The organism is Brevibacillus sp. HB1.4B, assembly GCF_013284285.1.
Taxonomy (GTDB): Bacteria; Bacillota; Bacilli; order Brevibacillales; family Brevibacillaceae; genus Brevibacillus; species Brevibacillus porteri.
Map to the genome: position 1 here is coordinate 394,242 of NZ_JABSUT010000001.1, position 14,699 is coordinate 408,940.

At 46.9% G+C, this 14,699-nt stretch carries 11 protein-coding genes; 8 read left to right on the forward strand and 3 right to left on the reverse strand.

Translation table 11 applies throughout. The annotated features are described in order from the left end of the window. Positions 1–81: 81 nt before the first annotated feature. The 3 genes from HP398_RS02105 to HP398_RS02115 all read left to right on the forward strand — a co-directional run bounded on the left by HP398_RS02105 (position 82) and on the right by HP398_RS02115 (position 5,039). Positions 82–1,827: an ABC transporter ATP-binding protein gene (locus HP398_RS02105; RefSeq protein ID WP_173621673.1), complete on the forward strand. Its 1,746-nt coding sequence runs from the start codon at positions 82–84 to the stop codon at positions 1,825–1,827. A 24-nt stretch (positions 1,828–1,851) separates the two neighbouring features. Further along, positions 1,852–2,634: a Fe-S oxidoreductase gene (locus tag HP398_RS02110; protein WP_173621950.1), complete on the forward strand. Its 783-nt coding sequence runs from the start codon at positions 1,852–1,854 to the stop codon at positions 2,632–2,634. Between the two features lie 122 nt (positions 2,635–2,756). After that, positions 2,757–5,039, forward strand: a complete 2,283-nt coding sequence (locus HP398_RS02115) for an EAL domain-containing protein (RefSeq protein ID WP_026043058.1) — start codon at positions 2,757–2,759, stop codon at positions 5,037–5,039. 27 nt (positions 5,040–5,066) lie between these two features. Here HP398_RS02115 and HP398_RS02120 read toward each other — a convergent pair whose 3' ends face one another. Genes HP398_RS02120 through HP398_RS02130 form a run of 3 tightly spaced genes read right to left on the reverse strand, consistent with a single transcriptional unit; the run spans position 5,067 to position 9,671 of the window. Continuing rightward, positions 5,067–5,204: a hypothetical protein gene (locus HP398_RS02120; protein WP_173621674.1), complete on the reverse strand. Its 138-nt coding sequence runs from the start codon at positions 5,202–5,204 to the stop codon at positions 5,067–5,069. Between the two features lie 7 nt (positions 5,205–5,211). After that, on the reverse strand, positions 5,212–8,070 hold the full coding sequence (locus HP398_RS02125; RefSeq protein WP_173621675.1) for a DEAD/DEAH box helicase: 2,859 nt from the start codon (positions 8,068–8,070) through the stop codon (positions 5,212–5,214). Continuing rightward, a complete protein-coding gene (locus HP398_RS02130; RefSeq protein WP_173621676.1) occupies positions 8,067–9,671 on the reverse strand; it encodes an SWIM zinc finger family protein in 1,605 nt (534 codons plus the stop codon). The genes HP398_RS02125 and HP398_RS02130 overlap by 4 nt, the downstream gene beginning before the upstream one ends. Before the next feature lie 205 nt (positions 9,672–9,876). On the opposite strand from HP398_RS02130, the gene HP398_RS02135 reads away from it, so the two are divergent. From HP398_RS02135 to HP398_RS02155, 5 genes are all read left to right on the forward strand, one after another. Next, positions 9,877–10,764, forward strand: a complete 888-nt coding sequence (locus tag HP398_RS02135) for a DMT family transporter (RefSeq protein WP_371736693.1) — start codon at positions 9,877–9,879, stop codon at positions 10,762–10,764. 101 nt (positions 10,765–10,865) lie between these two features. Beyond that, positions 10,866–11,750 carry a YitT family protein gene (locus HP398_RS02140; RefSeq protein WP_017248271.1) on the forward strand — a complete coding sequence of 295 codons (885 nt, stop codon included), beginning with the start codon at positions 10,866–10,868 and terminating at the stop codon, positions 11,748–11,750. A gap of 160 nt (positions 11,751–11,910) precedes the next feature. Beyond that, positions 11,911–12,702: an IclR family transcriptional regulator gene (locus HP398_RS02145; RefSeq protein WP_017248272.1), complete on the forward strand. Its 792-nt coding sequence runs from the start codon at positions 11,911–11,913 to the stop codon at positions 12,700–12,702. Beyond that, positions 12,702–13,655: an ABC transporter ATP-binding protein gene (locus HP398_RS02150; RefSeq protein ID WP_069845210.1), complete on the forward strand. Its 954-nt coding sequence runs from the start codon at positions 12,702–12,704 to the stop codon at positions 13,653–13,655. The genes HP398_RS02145 and HP398_RS02150 overlap by 1 nt, the downstream gene beginning before the upstream one ends. Positions 13,656–13,666: 11 nt before the next feature. Further along, positions 13,667–14,662 (forward strand): ABC transporter ATP-binding protein, encoded by a 996-nt coding sequence (locus HP398_RS02155; RefSeq protein ID WP_371736695.1) that lies wholly within the window; start codon positions 13,667–13,669, stop codon positions 14,660–14,662. The last annotated feature ends 37 nt before the right edge of the window (positions 14,663–14,699 follow it).

Below are 14,699 nucleotides of genomic sequence, written 5' to 3' on the forward strand. Positions count from 1 at the left end.
AAATCCATATATAATGAAAATGATTTTCAAAATCAAATACATGATTGATGTTGTTCTTGAGAGAGAGGAGTTGCTGCTTCAATGCTTCGCAGATTTTTTTCTTACTATCGGCCTTATCGTGGATTATTCATCCTCGACTTCACGTGTGCAGTATTCGTTGCCTTGTTGGAGTTGGGATTTCCGCTTGCAGTGAACATGGTTGTCGATCAATTACTTCCAAGCAAGGATTGGAACATGATCGTGTGGGCGTGCATTGGACTTTTGGCTTTGTATGGTCTTAACGCCGGGATGAACTATGTCGTCACGTATTGGGGACATATGCTTGGAATTAATATCGAGACGGATATGCGGAAGAAGCTGTACGACCATATTCAAAAGCTCTCTTTCCGCTTTTTCGATAATACCAAGACGGGGCATCTGCTATCTCGCCTAACGAATGACTTGATGGAGATCGGGGAGGTCGCTCACCACGGTCCGGAAGATTTGTTTATCGCCGTGATGACGCTGATCGGTGCATTTCTATTGATGTTCAATATTAATGAAGAAATGGCGATACTTACGTTTTGTGTGATTCCGCTCTTGATATTCTTCGTTGTTTACTTCAACCGAAAAATGACGGGAGCGTTCCATCGTCTGTACGGTGACATGGCGGATTTCAACGCACGTGTGGAGGACAACGTAGGCGGAATGCGTGTCGTACAAGCTTTTGCCAACGAGCAATTTGAAAACAAAAGATTCGCAGAGAACAATCAGCGTTTCCGCATCACCAAGCTGTTGTCCTACAAAATTATGGCCCAAAATATTTCTGTCAGTTACGTGCTGATGCGGTTAGTCAATTTGTTTGTCCTGATTTGCGGCAGCTGGTTTGTTATTCAAGGCGAATTGACCTACGGTGAATTTGTCGCTTTCTTGCTGTTAACGAATGTGTTTTTCCGTCCGTTGGAGAAAATTAATGCGATTATCGAGAGTTATCCAAAAGGGATTGCAGGCTTTAAGCGCTACATCGAAATCATGGATACAGCACCGGATATTGCGGATGCTCCAGATGCGATCCAGGTAGAATCATTGAAGGGCGATATCTCCTACAAGAATGTTTCGTTTAGCTACGACCAAGAGTCATCTGTTTTGCAAAACATTGATTTGAACATCCGGGCGGGCGAGACAATTGCGTTTGTAGGCCCTTCTGGAGCAGGAAAAACCACATTGTGCAGTCTCTTGCCGAGATTTTATGAGATCGGTGGGGGCAGCATCACCATTGATGGAATGGATATTCGCCAAATCACGTTAGCATCATTGCGCAGCCAAATCGGGATCGTTCAGCAAGATGTGTTCCTCTTTTCAGGGACGATTCGCGAAAATATCATGTATGGAAAACTAAACGCCTCAGAGGAACAGATCTGGGAGGCAGCGCGTCTGGCTAAACTAGAAGAGTTTATCCGTTCTCAGCCTGCTGGTCTGGAGACGATCATTGGTGAACGCGGAGTCAAATTGTCCGGTGGTCAAAAACAAAGGCTGGCGATTGCGCGCATGTTCTTGAAAAACCCGCCGATCCTGATTTTGGATGAAGCTACTTCTGCACTCGATACCGAAACGGAGGCGGCGATCCAGCAGTCCTTGCAGGAATTGTCCAAAGGCCGTACGACATTGGTGATCGCCCACAGATTGGCTACCATTAAAAATGCAGATCGAATCATCGTTGTAACGGAACAAGGTATTACCGAGCAAGGAAGTCATGATCAGCTCTTGGCTCGTGAAGGCCTCTATAGCAGACTGTATCAAGCACAGTTCGGCACGTACCTCGACCAGTCAAACAGCGTCTTTTCTTGATAATGAATAGAGAGGGAGATCGTGATGCAAGAGTGGGATGACGATTTTATAGCACAACGGTTTGATCTTACTTCTAAACCGAGACCCAATGCCTTATTTTCGATGAAGGCAAGAGATTTGGTAGACCCGACACATATGAATGAGCTCGTACAAATCTATGCTCCGCTAATCAAGGCACATGAGCTGACTGCTGCTGGTACTTACATCAGCAGTTGGCTCACGAGCCCTTCTCTCGGTCTTCAGTATATGATCTCTGTCTGGAATCGTGCACTTACCATGACGCTGGATAATATGACGATTGAATTATTTTACGAGGATGATTATCCGCAATTTGCCTTTGTGATCCCGGCGTATGAGATCGTAGAAGCGCCTTCCAGCGAAGCAGAGCGCGCAATCTGGCTGAAGGAATGCTATCGTGCGTATTTCCACGACTTCCTGCACCCGTTGCTCACGACTCTTGCAAAGGTAACGGGAAACCCCGAAGCGATGCTCTGGGGCCAGTTCCCGACCAAGTTCAATTACCATACGGATGCTTTTGTGGCGTTGGTAGAACAAGATAGCATCAAGCAGCAAGTGAAGGCTGATTACGATGTCCTCTGTAATCAGCTGGAAGGCGAGAGCTTTGGATTGCAAAAAAATCCATTTCGCGTGCGTGTGCGCTGGATTGAAGATATGCGTGATCCCCAAGCGAAAGTGCGCATCAAGAATCAATGCTGTTTGTACTATAAGACGGGGGAGCAAAAGTATTGCTATACCTGTCCGCGGATAAAAGAAGAAGAGCGTGCTCTGATGAGAATTCGTGCGTAGCTGACCCTCCTTTGTGGAGGGTTTTTTCTATACACCGTAGACGTATGGACATGTGCTAGCCTCTTCCTATAAAGTAGAGTCAGGGGTAAAGTTGGAAAAATCAGAATGATTTCCAGGAAGGCGTGGTTCGTATACAGACAATGAACCAAAAGGAACTGGATCGCTACGTTCGAGATTTTCATCAAGCGGTTGTCAATCAACAGCTTAGCCTGTATTATCAACCACTCTACGATCTAAGAACAGGCAAAATAATCGGAGCAGAAGCTCTGGTAAGATGGAACCATCATCAAAGAGGGCTACTGCCCCCGGATTGGGTATTTTTGTTAGCAGAAAAGAGCGGGTTGATTCTTTTGGTAGAGGAATGGGTGATCAGAACGGCTTGCAAGCAGAACAAAGCTTGGCAGGACGCTGGACTACCATCTCTTGTGACATGCGTGAATCTGTCATCCTATGCCTTGGAATCGGAGCAGTTAGGTAGCACCATTCAAACGATCTTAGACGAAACAAACTTGCAGCCTCACTATTTGGAGCTGGAATTTACCGAGGACTCTACCAGGGATGGGGAGCGTACCATCGAGATTTTAGCAGAATTAAAAAGGATCGGGGTAAAAATCAGCTTGGATGATTTTGGGAAGGGCTATAGTAGCATTCAACATCTATCCCGTTTTCCCATGAACAAGCTAAAAATCGATCAATCCTGTGTAAAGGAATGCATGAGCGATGTCACGCAGGCGACTGTTATCAAAACCGTCATGGCGATGGCACGAAGTCTGGGTGTGCAAGTAACGGCAGAAGGTGTAGAGACGCAAGAGCAACTAGATTTTCTTTGGCAGCTTGGTTGTGATTCTGCTCAAGGATTTTGGTTTAGTGAGCCTATGCCTGCCGAAGACTTGGCTCGTGTGTTGAAGCGTGAGGAAAGGTTTAGGAATAGTGCATTTCTACTACTCAATGGTGGACAACACCGAGCTTTTGATACATACGAAGTGGATCAGCGTGAGCGAGGAGACGTTCTTCGCAAGCAACAAGGAATGACATTTGCTTTTCGGAAACAGGGAGATGTGTTCATTCATACGCTGTGCGAAGGAGAGATGCTTTTTCGCATGGGAATGACACCGGAACAAGTGATTGGACAAGATTTGCTGAATATGATCCCGGTTGAAGAGATTCCACGCAAAATGGAATCGTATGAGCGAGCGTGGAGCGGCGAGCAAAACGTGTTTTACGAAGGCAGTGTCAACGGGATTCGCTATCTGGCTGCTTTTCGTCCGATCTTTTCCGATGGTCGTGTGAAGGAAGTAATTGCTTCGTGTGTCGACATTACCGAGTTGAAAAAAGCACAAGAAGCAGAACGTGTGAGCGAATCGCCATATCGATTGATTGCAGAAAACTTGTCTGACATTATCGTGATCATCAATAGTCAAGGGATCATTACGTATATTTCACCATCCGTTCAATCCGTTCTGGAGATCGCTCCTGATGAAGTAGTGAATCGACACCTGCTAGCTGTACTGCCACTGGAAACGGGCAGGCTTGCTATGCAAACGATTCGTCAGATCACGGTGGAGAAGCAGCCTCGCCTCATTACATTTACTTGCCCGGACAGAAATGGCAAAAAGATCACGCTGGAGGCAAAAGGCACCCCGGTGATTCAGGAAGAACATGAGACGAACCAAGTCATATTTCTCATTCGAAATCACACGAAGCACGTGCAAACAGAAGAGTTTTTACAAAAGATAGACAAGCTATCCGTCATTGGGCAAATGGCTGCCGGGGTTGCACACGAAATACGAAACCCGGTCACTTCCATCAAAGGCTTCGTACAATTGCTCCGTCGAGATCAATGGAAGCGGGAATATTTTGATATTATGCAGGCTGAATTTCACCAATTAGAGAGTGTGCTACGAGAATACGTCTTTTTATCAAGAGAGTGCACAGAACCGTACGAACCTAAAAATCTAGCGAATTTGCTGCGGCAGGTTACACGATTGGTGCAAATAAAGCTAGAGCGACATCATCTGGTGCTGGATGTCAAGGAAGTGGAAGGGGCCTCGATTTGGTGCGATCAGAATCAAATTCAGCAGCTTTTCATGAATCTTCTGTCAAACTCCGTTGAGTCGATGGAAGATGGCGGGACGATTCACATCGTGGCTAGGCATAAAGAAAGCGAGCAAGTGATGATTAGAATCATTGATCAAGGCTGCGGTATGGCGGAAGAACGGCTAAAACGATTAGGGGAGCCTTTTTATAGCACTAAGGAAAAAGGGACCGGGCTAGGACTTATGATTTGTTATAAAATCATGCAAGCACACGACGGGTATATCCATTTTTCGAGTACCCCGAATAAAGGGACGACAGTGGAGGTTTCCTTTCCACTAAGAAAATCAAACCCAAGGCTCGATCCTTAACGTGATCAGGCCTTGGGTTTTTCGCACTCATTCTTTCTTTGATTGGTTATCGGAAAATTGTTCTTGAACAGCTTCCAAAAAACGCAGCCATGCCTCGGGTAGCTTGGGCTCTTCTGTAGGGCGGCGCGTAGTGGAATTGCAGTCGTTTTGTTGCACTCGCTCCATTCTCCACCTATCCTTTCGTGTCTAGCCAATCATGGCGCAGGGTGAACAAGTCTCGCAGCTCCTCCGTTGATAGCTCCGTGATCCAGCTTTCGCCCGTCCCGACAATTTGCTGGCTCAACGTTAGCTTTCTCTCCATCATTTCATCAATGCGTTCCTCAATCGTCCCGAGCGAGATGAATTTGTAGACGTGAACATTGCGCTGCTGTCCTATTCGATGAGCACGGTCAGTGGCCTGATTTTCTACCGCAGGATTCCACCAGCGATCTACGTGAATGACGTGGTTGGCTTCCGTCAAGTTCAAGCCGGTTCCGCCCGCACGCAAGGAAAGAATGAAGATGGCTCCGCGTTCATGGTCTGGGAGTGTCGCGTCTTGAAATCGAGTGATCATCTCATCGCGTTTTTCTTTCTTCGTGGCCCCATTTAGGAAGTAGACAGGTCCATAGCCTTCTCGTGTCAGTACCCGTTGGAGCAAATTGCCCATTTCGATGTATTGGGTAAAAATCAGGCAACGCTCTTTCTTTTGGCGAATATCCTCCACCAATTCCAGCAGCCTTTCCAATTTGTGTGAGCGACTGGCTTCATCTGTTGTTGAGATTTCCTTCAAAATGAGAGCGGGATGGTCACACAATTGTTTGAGACGTGTCAGTGTCGTCAGAATCAGACCGCGTCGCTCCATAGGAGAGGCTTTTTCCATTCGATCAAACATATCTTGAATCGCTGTCTCATAAAGTGCGCCTTGCTCGGTAGTCAGCGGTACATATTCCTTACTCTCATTCTTGTCCGGCAAATCGAGCTGAATGTTCGGATCGGTTTTCACACGACGGAGCAGGAAAGGCTGAATGAGTCGTTGCACTTGATTGATGAGCTGCTGGTCTTGGTCGCGTTCGATGGGGTGAACAAAGCGCTGGGTAAATTCCCCGAGACTTCCCAAGTAGCCGGGATTCAAGAAATCAAAAATGGACCAGAGCTCACTCAAACGATTTTCGATGGGTGTGCCTGTGAGAGCAATCCGGTGCCATGCTTTCAAATCGCGCACAGCGGACGCTTGCTTTGTATAGGCGTTTTTAATATTTTGCGCCTCGTCGAGACATATCGTATCCCATGTAACCATTCCTAGCTCCTGCTCATCCAAATGGGACAGAGCATAGGAGGTAATCACCAGATCCGCTCCTTTGATCGCTGGCAAAAACGCCTCCTTCTTTTGGCGATCATTGCCATAGTGAATCATTACTTGAAGAGAGGGGGCGAAGCGCTTCAGCTCTTTTTGCCAGTTGCCTATGACCGAGGTCGGGCAGATTAAGAGAGAAGGAGTATTGGCTGGGCCATGTTGTTTGACATGAAGCAAATACGTAATAAATTGAACCGTTTTTCCCAATCCCATGTCATCGGCCAGACAAGCTCCCAATCCAAAACGGCGTAAAAAGAACAACCACGAACTGCCCTCCAGCTGGTAATTTCGCAACGTCCCGTGAAAAGTAGATGGCTGCTCCATGATCGGGACGCGCTTTGTTTCTTGCAATTGATTCAACAACTCTTGCAAATGCTGGTTTAGCTGAACTTCAACCGTTAGGGAAGTGTCGAAATCGAACTCATCATCGGGTAGCTCCTCAACCTCCACAGTAGGGGCGAGGTGCATTCTCATGACATCACGCAGGGTCATGCCGTTTTTCGCTTGCTTTTTCTTGAGTGCTTCCTGTAGCTGCAAGAATAGATCGGGAGTCAATTGTACCCAATGCCCACGAATTTTCAGCAGGCGCTGCTTTTGTTTAATGAGTTCCTCAAATTCCTCTTCGCTGAGCTCCACAGGTCCCAAGGCGAGCTTCCATTCAAAATCCATAAGCTGGGAGACACCCAGGAAGGACTGTCTGCTAGCCCCGACAGAGGATGTAATCTTGGCTTTTAGCTTCGGTTTTACCCGGCGTACTTGTTCCCACCAAGCTGGCAGAAAGACGTGAATACCGGCTTGCACCAGCTGCAAACTGCTTGACGTCAAAAAGATCCATGCTTGCTCGTTCGTCAGTTGGGTGAGAAAACGGCTTTGATTCTTCTGGGTGTCTTTTTGCCACGGGAGAATCTCTTTACATTTGGCTAGGTCCGTGCGAAAACGATTCCAGTGTTCCCGCCAGTCCGCAGGGATGCGAGCGGTGGCTACTCCCTCAGCCGTCAACTGATGTGGCTCAATGAGAAATAACTGATCTGGCTCTTCACGATTCTGCAAATACACTTGGAGTTGCCAGTCATTGGGGTGCTCCTCGGCTTCGACGATTTGCAAGCATGTGCGAAATGGTGTCGTATCTGGCAGCCAGCCTATCGATTGCAACCATTCCTGTTCCAGAAGATGTGGAGAAAGCTCGGCGCCCATGGCGTACAGAGCTGGGTATTGCGTTAATAGCTGCTCCCACTTTCGTCCAATCTCACCAGTGCCTTGCACAGATTCCTCCACGACGAGCGAAAGCCACCTGTGTCCGTACTCCGGGAAATCGTCGGGAGTTTGCATGACTTTCCAGCCTATTTGTCCTTTTTTCCAGGAAGAAAAATCAGGGGCAATGGAGCCTTGTGCGAGCGTCTCACGGATCATTCCCGCTACATGCGTAAATTGTTCAAATGGTGTGCTGGATGAATAGGTCCGATGCAAAAGCCACTGGGGAGAGACGAAAAAGGAGAGGGCCTTGGCAGGGCTGAGCAATACGCCCTGCTCGTTTTTGTCCAGGAAGGTTCCGTAATAGGATGACTCATCCCACGCAAACAGTGTTCCTGCCAATTCTTCTGGATCGACCACTGCTCCTTGCGTGTCTTTGCCAGTAATCAAGAATTGTCCGTCTGCCAAAAGCTCTCCGTCTAGAACAAATGTAGTGACGGTATTCATAAGTTGAAATTTCCTCTCCTTAGCTCTTCTTGAAAAGCACGTAACCGATTATGTTTGGCAGATAATTGTTCAACGTATCGTTCCCAGCGCGCATCTTGGTTTGCTCTGTTGTAAATCGTCCTTACCTTTTTCATGAGCTTGATCGCTTCTTTGTAGGCCGTTCGGTTACGTTCGGCAATAAGTCTGTTCACCTCACGCAAGTAAAAAGGGAAGAGAAGAGTCGGATCGGCTTCCTCGATTTCTTTCACCTGCACGACCGAGATATCTGCCATTGGCACTTGAAACGACATTTGCAAATCAATCCATTGCTGAAACTGTCGTTCTTCATATAAATAGGCGGCATATTCGTGATAACTGCTCGGTAAGAACTGCTTCAGCTTGGCGCCGCACTCGGCTGATCGTCCCACTTGCTGCATCGCTTCCTGCCAAATGGCGATAACGAGTCGGTATTGCTGTGTCTCGGCTTGCCCGATTAAGGACGTCAACGAAGCAGTCCAATCGAGAAATCGCTGCCATTCCCCATTGCGAGCGAATGATTTCATATAGGACAAATAGAAGGAGAGGTTCAAACGGCTCATTTTTTTCCAGATTTGTAGAGCAGCTTCGTCCTCCTTTTCCATCACATGAAAGTGGGCACGGAGCAGCAGCCCTTTTTCCTTTTCGGCGGCAGAACTGTCTTCATTGTTGATAAGCTGATCCAGCACATGGATCTCCTCTTGCATCCACTCTGGCTTCTTCAATAGCATCCACCATAACATCTGATAAGCGAATATCCAGTAGAGGGACGTGGCTTCGTTTTCTTTCAATTGTTTTGTCAGTTGAAGAGTATCTACGATGGCATCCTGATGGTGAGTCAAGAGAGCTGGGATATCTGCGAAGTACAATGTCCCTTCTAATTGATCCAATAGCCGCTCGGCTGTCTGAACCAAATCCAGAAACCAGTAGGATTGACGGTACGTTTTGACGTATTGCGTCAGCTTCATGAGATGAAACAGATTGGCATGAATGACAAAGAGTTGTGCCCGATCCTTCGGCCACGAGGCAGCAACACTCAGCACATTTTGATAGCTCGATAATAACTCAGAGGAAGCTCGATACGATTCCATGGCCGCAAACAGGTTACGTGTCCAGCTCTCAAAAAATGCCCACCATTCTTTGACGGAGCTGTTCGCAGTAAGCGGAGAGGAAATAGACGCTGTATCCTGCTGAGCAGGAGCGGTATGGCTATATTTGTATGCAGGAATCAGCAGATGAGGAGAAAAAGTAGCTCGTCTTGGTTGTTGGGAGCGGGTCAAAAATGTACGAGGATTCTCGAACACACTGTACATCTGAAAAAAAGTAGCAGCAATATGCTTGCAAATACGTGAATAAGGGCAGGTACAGGTACTGTTTTGAACCGTTTCCATATCGAGGCGCGCATGATACACCTCGGAGCCTTGAACATCACTGGTCAAATATTGGCCTTGTTCTACGCGTGTATTGAAGACGACGCCATCTGAAAAGTACGTATAGCCCCGTTCAATGATGTGTCCTTCGACGGCAATTAGGATTTGCTCGCCTAGCTGTATCGCTTGTTCCCGAGTCAACTCTCTTTGCAACATGTAGTCAGATCCTCCGAACGAAGTGTCATCCCTCCATTATAACCCAAAATGCGGAGAATGGAAAAAGATGCGTGTGTTCGAGAGGATCAATAAAATGGTTTGGACGATAAGCAGAAACAATACTTAATTTTTGCGGGGACTGGGTGTATACTGTACACGTCGAGTGAAAAGCAACTAAACGCAATGTGTTTTATTGTCTTTAGTTGTGTTTGTACAACAAGAGAGAGAAGGGGCACACATGCTATCGATTTCGATTTTGCTCGTACTATCATCTGGCCTTGCGCACGCAGTTTGGAACCTGTTCACGAAAAAAAGTGAGAGCAAAATGGCGTTTCTTTGGTTGATTACATTGCCAACAACCGTGATCCTCTTGCCTGTTCTCATTTGGGAATTAATGCGCGTACAACTGACATGGTCTTTGGTTCTTTTTCTGTTTATGTCCTTTTTCTTTCAAGGATGCTATACCTTATTGATTTCAAAGGCGTATACATACGGGGATATCTCACAGGTATACCCCATCATGAGGGGGACGGGGACGCTTCTCATTCCGTTTTTTAGCGCGATTTTCTTTCAAGAGTATTTATCTGTACCGGGATGGCTGGGTGTCATTTGCATCGTAATCGGAGTCTTCGCCATTAGTGGAATGATTGGCACAGATCGTCAGGCTCAACCAGTGAATCCGCTCGCCCTACGATACGCATTTGCTGTAGGACTATGCATTACAGGGTACACGTTAACCGACAAGCAAATCGTACAACAATTATCTCCATTCGCTTTATTGGAAATAACGAACTTTGCCTGTTTGATTGTCGCAGGGGGTTTCGTTTGGAAAAAGGGACTCATCCGCCGTGAGTGGCAAAAAAACTGGCGAACGATTGTACTCGGTGCCGTCTTGTCACCAGGTTCGTATTTGTTGTTTTTATTTGCTATGACATTGGAACCACTGGCAGCTATTGCGCCCATTCGTGAGGTCAGTACGGTTTTTGGTACGCTGCTCGGGGTCTTCTTGCTAAAGGAGCGACAACGCGCATGGCGTCTGTCCATGTCTTTGATGATCACGATTGGCATTATTTCCATTGCTGTTTGGGGCTAACGGATGAGAAAGAGTCGGCTGGGAGAAATTCTAGCTGGCTATTTTTTTTGCTACCAGGGAAAGATGAAGTGGTAAGAAAAAAACGGCTAAGGATGATCAAAATGGATGCAAAAGCAGTTGCTCCGATCACTCATAAGCGGACGAAAAAAAGAAGGATCGTACTGAGAGCTCTCGGAATCATTATTGGAGCTTTGTTGGTGGCAGTCGGACTGGAAATATTTCTGGTTCCAAACAACATCATTGACGGTGGTGTAACCGGTGTATCCATTATGGCCTCAAAGCTGACAGGAGGCCCACTCGGATTATTTTTATTCCTGCTGAACCTGCCCTTTTTACTTATCGGCTACAAGCAAATTGGCAAGACATTTGCCATTTCTACACTGTTCGGTGTTGTCGTGATGTCGTTGGGTACGAGCTACCTCCATCATGTTCCTAGCTTGACGGACGATTTGCTTCTCTCTGCCGTTTTTGGGGGGATCATCATCGGAATCGGTGTGGGACTTGTCATTCGCACGGGAGGCTCCTTGGATGGAACGGAAATTGTTGCGATCCTGATGACGAGGAAAAGTCCGTTCTCGGTCGGCGAAATGGTCATGTTTTTTAACATTTTTATTTTAGGCAGTGCCGGCTTCATTTTTGGGTGGGACCGGGCCATGTACTCGTTAATTGCTTACTACATTGCTTACAAAATGATCGATATCACCATGGTCGGGCTCGAACAATCGAGATCAGTATGGATCATCAGTGATTACCCAACCGAAATTGGCGATGCGCTAACGGCGAGACTAGGGCGGGGAATCACCTATTTGAATGGAGAAGGTGGCTACTCCGGAGATATCAAAAAAGTCATCTTCTGTGTCATCACCCGTTTGGAAGAAGCGAAGCTGAAATCCATCGTGGAGGAAATTGATTCCTCTGCATTTTTGGCAATCGGTCACATTCATGATGTTTCTGGTGGACGGTTTAAGAAAAAGAATATTCACTAAAACCTTAACTACAAATTACCCCTGAGCCAGTAGGTAGAAACGACCTGATTGCTAAGGGGTAAAAATGTATTGACGGAAATAACTGAATTCATTTAATATTGTGGCATGCCAAAATACAAAATAACGTTCCGTATTTTGGGACAATAAGATGGTGATGAAAATGGACAAAACAGAAAAAACGGCAAACCGAAGTGTATTAAAAACGCTAGAGTTTCTAGAATATTTTATCCAATACAGTGAATTAAGCCTGGCTGAGCTTGTCGAGTTGTCAGATATGCCGAAGAGTACGGTGTTTCGAATTCTTCAGACGCTCGAAATGCGCGGCTTTATCTCCAAAACGACCACTCATAATCCGCCTAAATACCAATTGGGATTGAAGCTGCTGGAGTTTGGGAACATTGTTGCCCAACGGCTGGAGATCAGGAAAATCGCGCTACCGTATATGCAGCAGCTGCGGGATACGGTGGATGAGGCAGTCAACTTGATTATTCGTGATCAAGACGAAGGGGTTTACATCGAAAAAGTCGATACCCGCCAGTATGTTCGTGTATATACGCAGGTAGGTAGAAAATCACCGTTGTACGCAGGGGCATGCCCGCGCATTTTACTCTCATTTCTGCCGGATCATGAGATCGAAGAATTGTTGAACCGGGTGGACATGAAGAAAATCTCACCAGACACAAATATAGACAAAGATCTGCTATGGCAATGGATCCACGATGCACGTGAAAACGGTTATACAGTCAGCTACGGTGAATTGGAGCCGGATTCCGCAGCCATTGCTGTACCTATTCGAGATTTTACGGGACAAGTCATAGCTGGCTTGAGCTTGGCTGGAGCTACATCACGCTTTCAGCCAGATCGATTGGGGTATTTGGTACAGGAGACAAAAGCAGTAGCGAATCAAATCATGAGCAAGCTGGGATATTCAGATGCAAAGGCGGGACTTTGATGCTGGAAATCAAAAATCTTCAGACGAGATTCCGAACCGATAATGGAGAAATTACCGTTTTGGATGGAGTTAGTTTTCAAATCAACAAAGGTGAGACGATTGGAGTAGTTGGGGAGTCGGGTTGTGGGAAAAGTGTCACCTCTCTATCCATCATGGGGCTTCTGCCGAGGACCGCGCGAATCACCGGAGGAGAGATCCTGTACAACGGTGAAAATCTGGTTGCCTTTTCCAAGGATCAGATGAGGAAGGTGCGAGGCAAAGAGATCGCGATGATTTTTCAAGAACCGATGACCTCGCTCAATCCGGTTTATACAATCGGGGCGCAGATCATGGAGCTCGTCTTAAATCATACAAGTATGAACAAAAAACAAGCCAAAGAGCATGCGATCCAAATGCTGAAGCTGGTCGGGATTCCGAGAGCGGAAGAAATCGTTGATGAGTATCCGCATCAGCTATCTGGCGGGATGAGGCAGCGTGTGATGATCGCGATGGCGATGTCCTGTAGTCCATCTCTATTGGTTGCAGATGAGCCTACAACCGCACTAGACGTGACCATTCAGGCGCAGATTCTTGACCTGATGAGAGAGCTACAGCAGAAGAGCGAGATGACCATCATGCTGATCACGCACGATCTTGGTGTGGTAGCAGAGATGTGTGATCGGGTGGTCGTCATGTATGCAGGGCAAGTCGTCGAGGAAGCCGAGGTAGAAAAGCTATTTGCTACTCCAAAGCATCCGTACACGGTTGGTTTGTTGGGCTCGATCCCGGATATGGACACAGAGCAGGAGTACTTGTTTACGATTGGCGGGACCGTTCCGAGTCCAGGTCAGATGCCCGCAGGATGCCGTTTTGCTGAACGATGCCAGAAGGCTTTTGACAAATGCTACGAACAAGCTCCACCGTTATTCGATCTGAATGATGGTACAAAAAGCAGATGCTGGCTGTATGAGTAAGCGGAGGGGACGTGAATCTTTTGGAACAATCAGAATGTAAGCCCTTACTTGAAGTGAGAGGGTTAAAAAAATACTTTCCGATTCGCAGTGGATTATTGAAGAAGGTAACGAATCACGTCAAAGCGGTTGACGATCTCTCTTTTACCGTTGCCACGGGGGAGACGCTCGGAATTGTAGGTGAATCTGGTTGCGGGAAGTCAACCACAGGAAGAGCCATTCTGCGATTGCTCGAGCCTACGGGTGGCGAAGTGATTTTTCAAGGAGAGAATTTAGCGGCACTTTCCCCAAATGAGATGAGGATGAAGCGAAAGGATTTGCAAATCATTTTCCAAGACCCGTTCGCATCCCTCAATCCGCGAATGACAGTCGGGGAGATCATTGAAGAGCCGATGATCATATTCGAACTGTATGAAACGTCAAAAGAACGCAAGGTAAAAGTAGCGGAATTGATGCAGGTTGTCGGTCTGAAAGCGGAAAATTCGGAACGATTTCCTCATGAATTTAGTGGTGGTCAGCGACAGCGGATCGGCATTGCACGTGCGCTAGCGCTTAATCCCAAGCTGATTGTGGCAGATGAGCCAGTATCTGCGCTCGATGTATCGATTCAATCCCAGGTATTGAACCTGATGAGAGATTTGCAAAAGCAATACGGACTCACTTACATATTCATCTCTCACAACTTGAGCGTCGTGAAGCATTTTTGCGACAGGATCGGCGTGATGTATTTGGGACGGATGGTTGAGCTGGCACCCAAAAATGCGCTATATGAAGAGCCGCTGCATCCTTATACCCGCTCATTACTGTCCGCCGTTCCGATTGCCAAGCCGAAAATGAAGCGTGAGCGCATCATCTTGACTGGAGATGTACCGAGTCCTGCGAATCCGCCGAGTGGCTGCACGTTTCATACGCGTTGTCCGGATTGTATGGAAATTTGCAAAACGGACAAGCCCGAATTTCAATCGATGGGCGATGGTCGATATGTTGCCTGTCATTTGTATAACCAATAGGAACAAATGACGGCTATCATATTTTTTCAACATGAAT

Bases quoted from the DNA above. Each gene is read 5' to 3' on its own strand.
- HP398_RS02105 (WP_173621673.1), top strand. From the start codon at position 82: ATGCTTCGCAGATTTTTTTCTTACTATCGGCCTTATCGTGGATTATTC.
- HP398_RS02110 (WP_173621950.1), top strand. From the start codon at position 1,852: ATGCAAGAGTGGGATGACGATTTTATAGCACAACGGTTTGATCTTACT.
- HP398_RS02120 (WP_173621674.1), bottom strand. From the start codon at position 5,204: ATGGAGCGAGTGCAACAAAACGACTGCAATTCCACTACGCGCCGCCCT.
- HP398_RS02125 (WP_173621675.1), bottom strand. From the start codon at position 8,070: ATGAATACCGTCACTACATTTGTTCTAGACGGAGAGCTTTTGGCAGAC.
- HP398_RS02130 (WP_173621676.1), bottom strand. From the start codon at position 9,671: ATGTTGCAAAGAGAGTTGACTCGGGAACAAGCGATACAGCTAGGCGAG.
- HP398_RS02140 (WP_017248271.1), top strand. From the start codon at position 10,866: ATGGATGCAAAAGCAGTTGCTCCGATCACTCATAAGCGGACGAAAAAA.
- HP398_RS02145 (WP_017248272.1), top strand. From the start codon at position 11,911: ATGGACAAAACAGAAAAAACGGCAAACCGAAGTGTATTAAAAACGCTA.
- HP398_RS02150 (WP_069845210.1), top strand. From the start codon at position 12,702: ATGCTGGAAATCAAAAATCTTCAGACGAGATTCCGAACCGATAATGGA.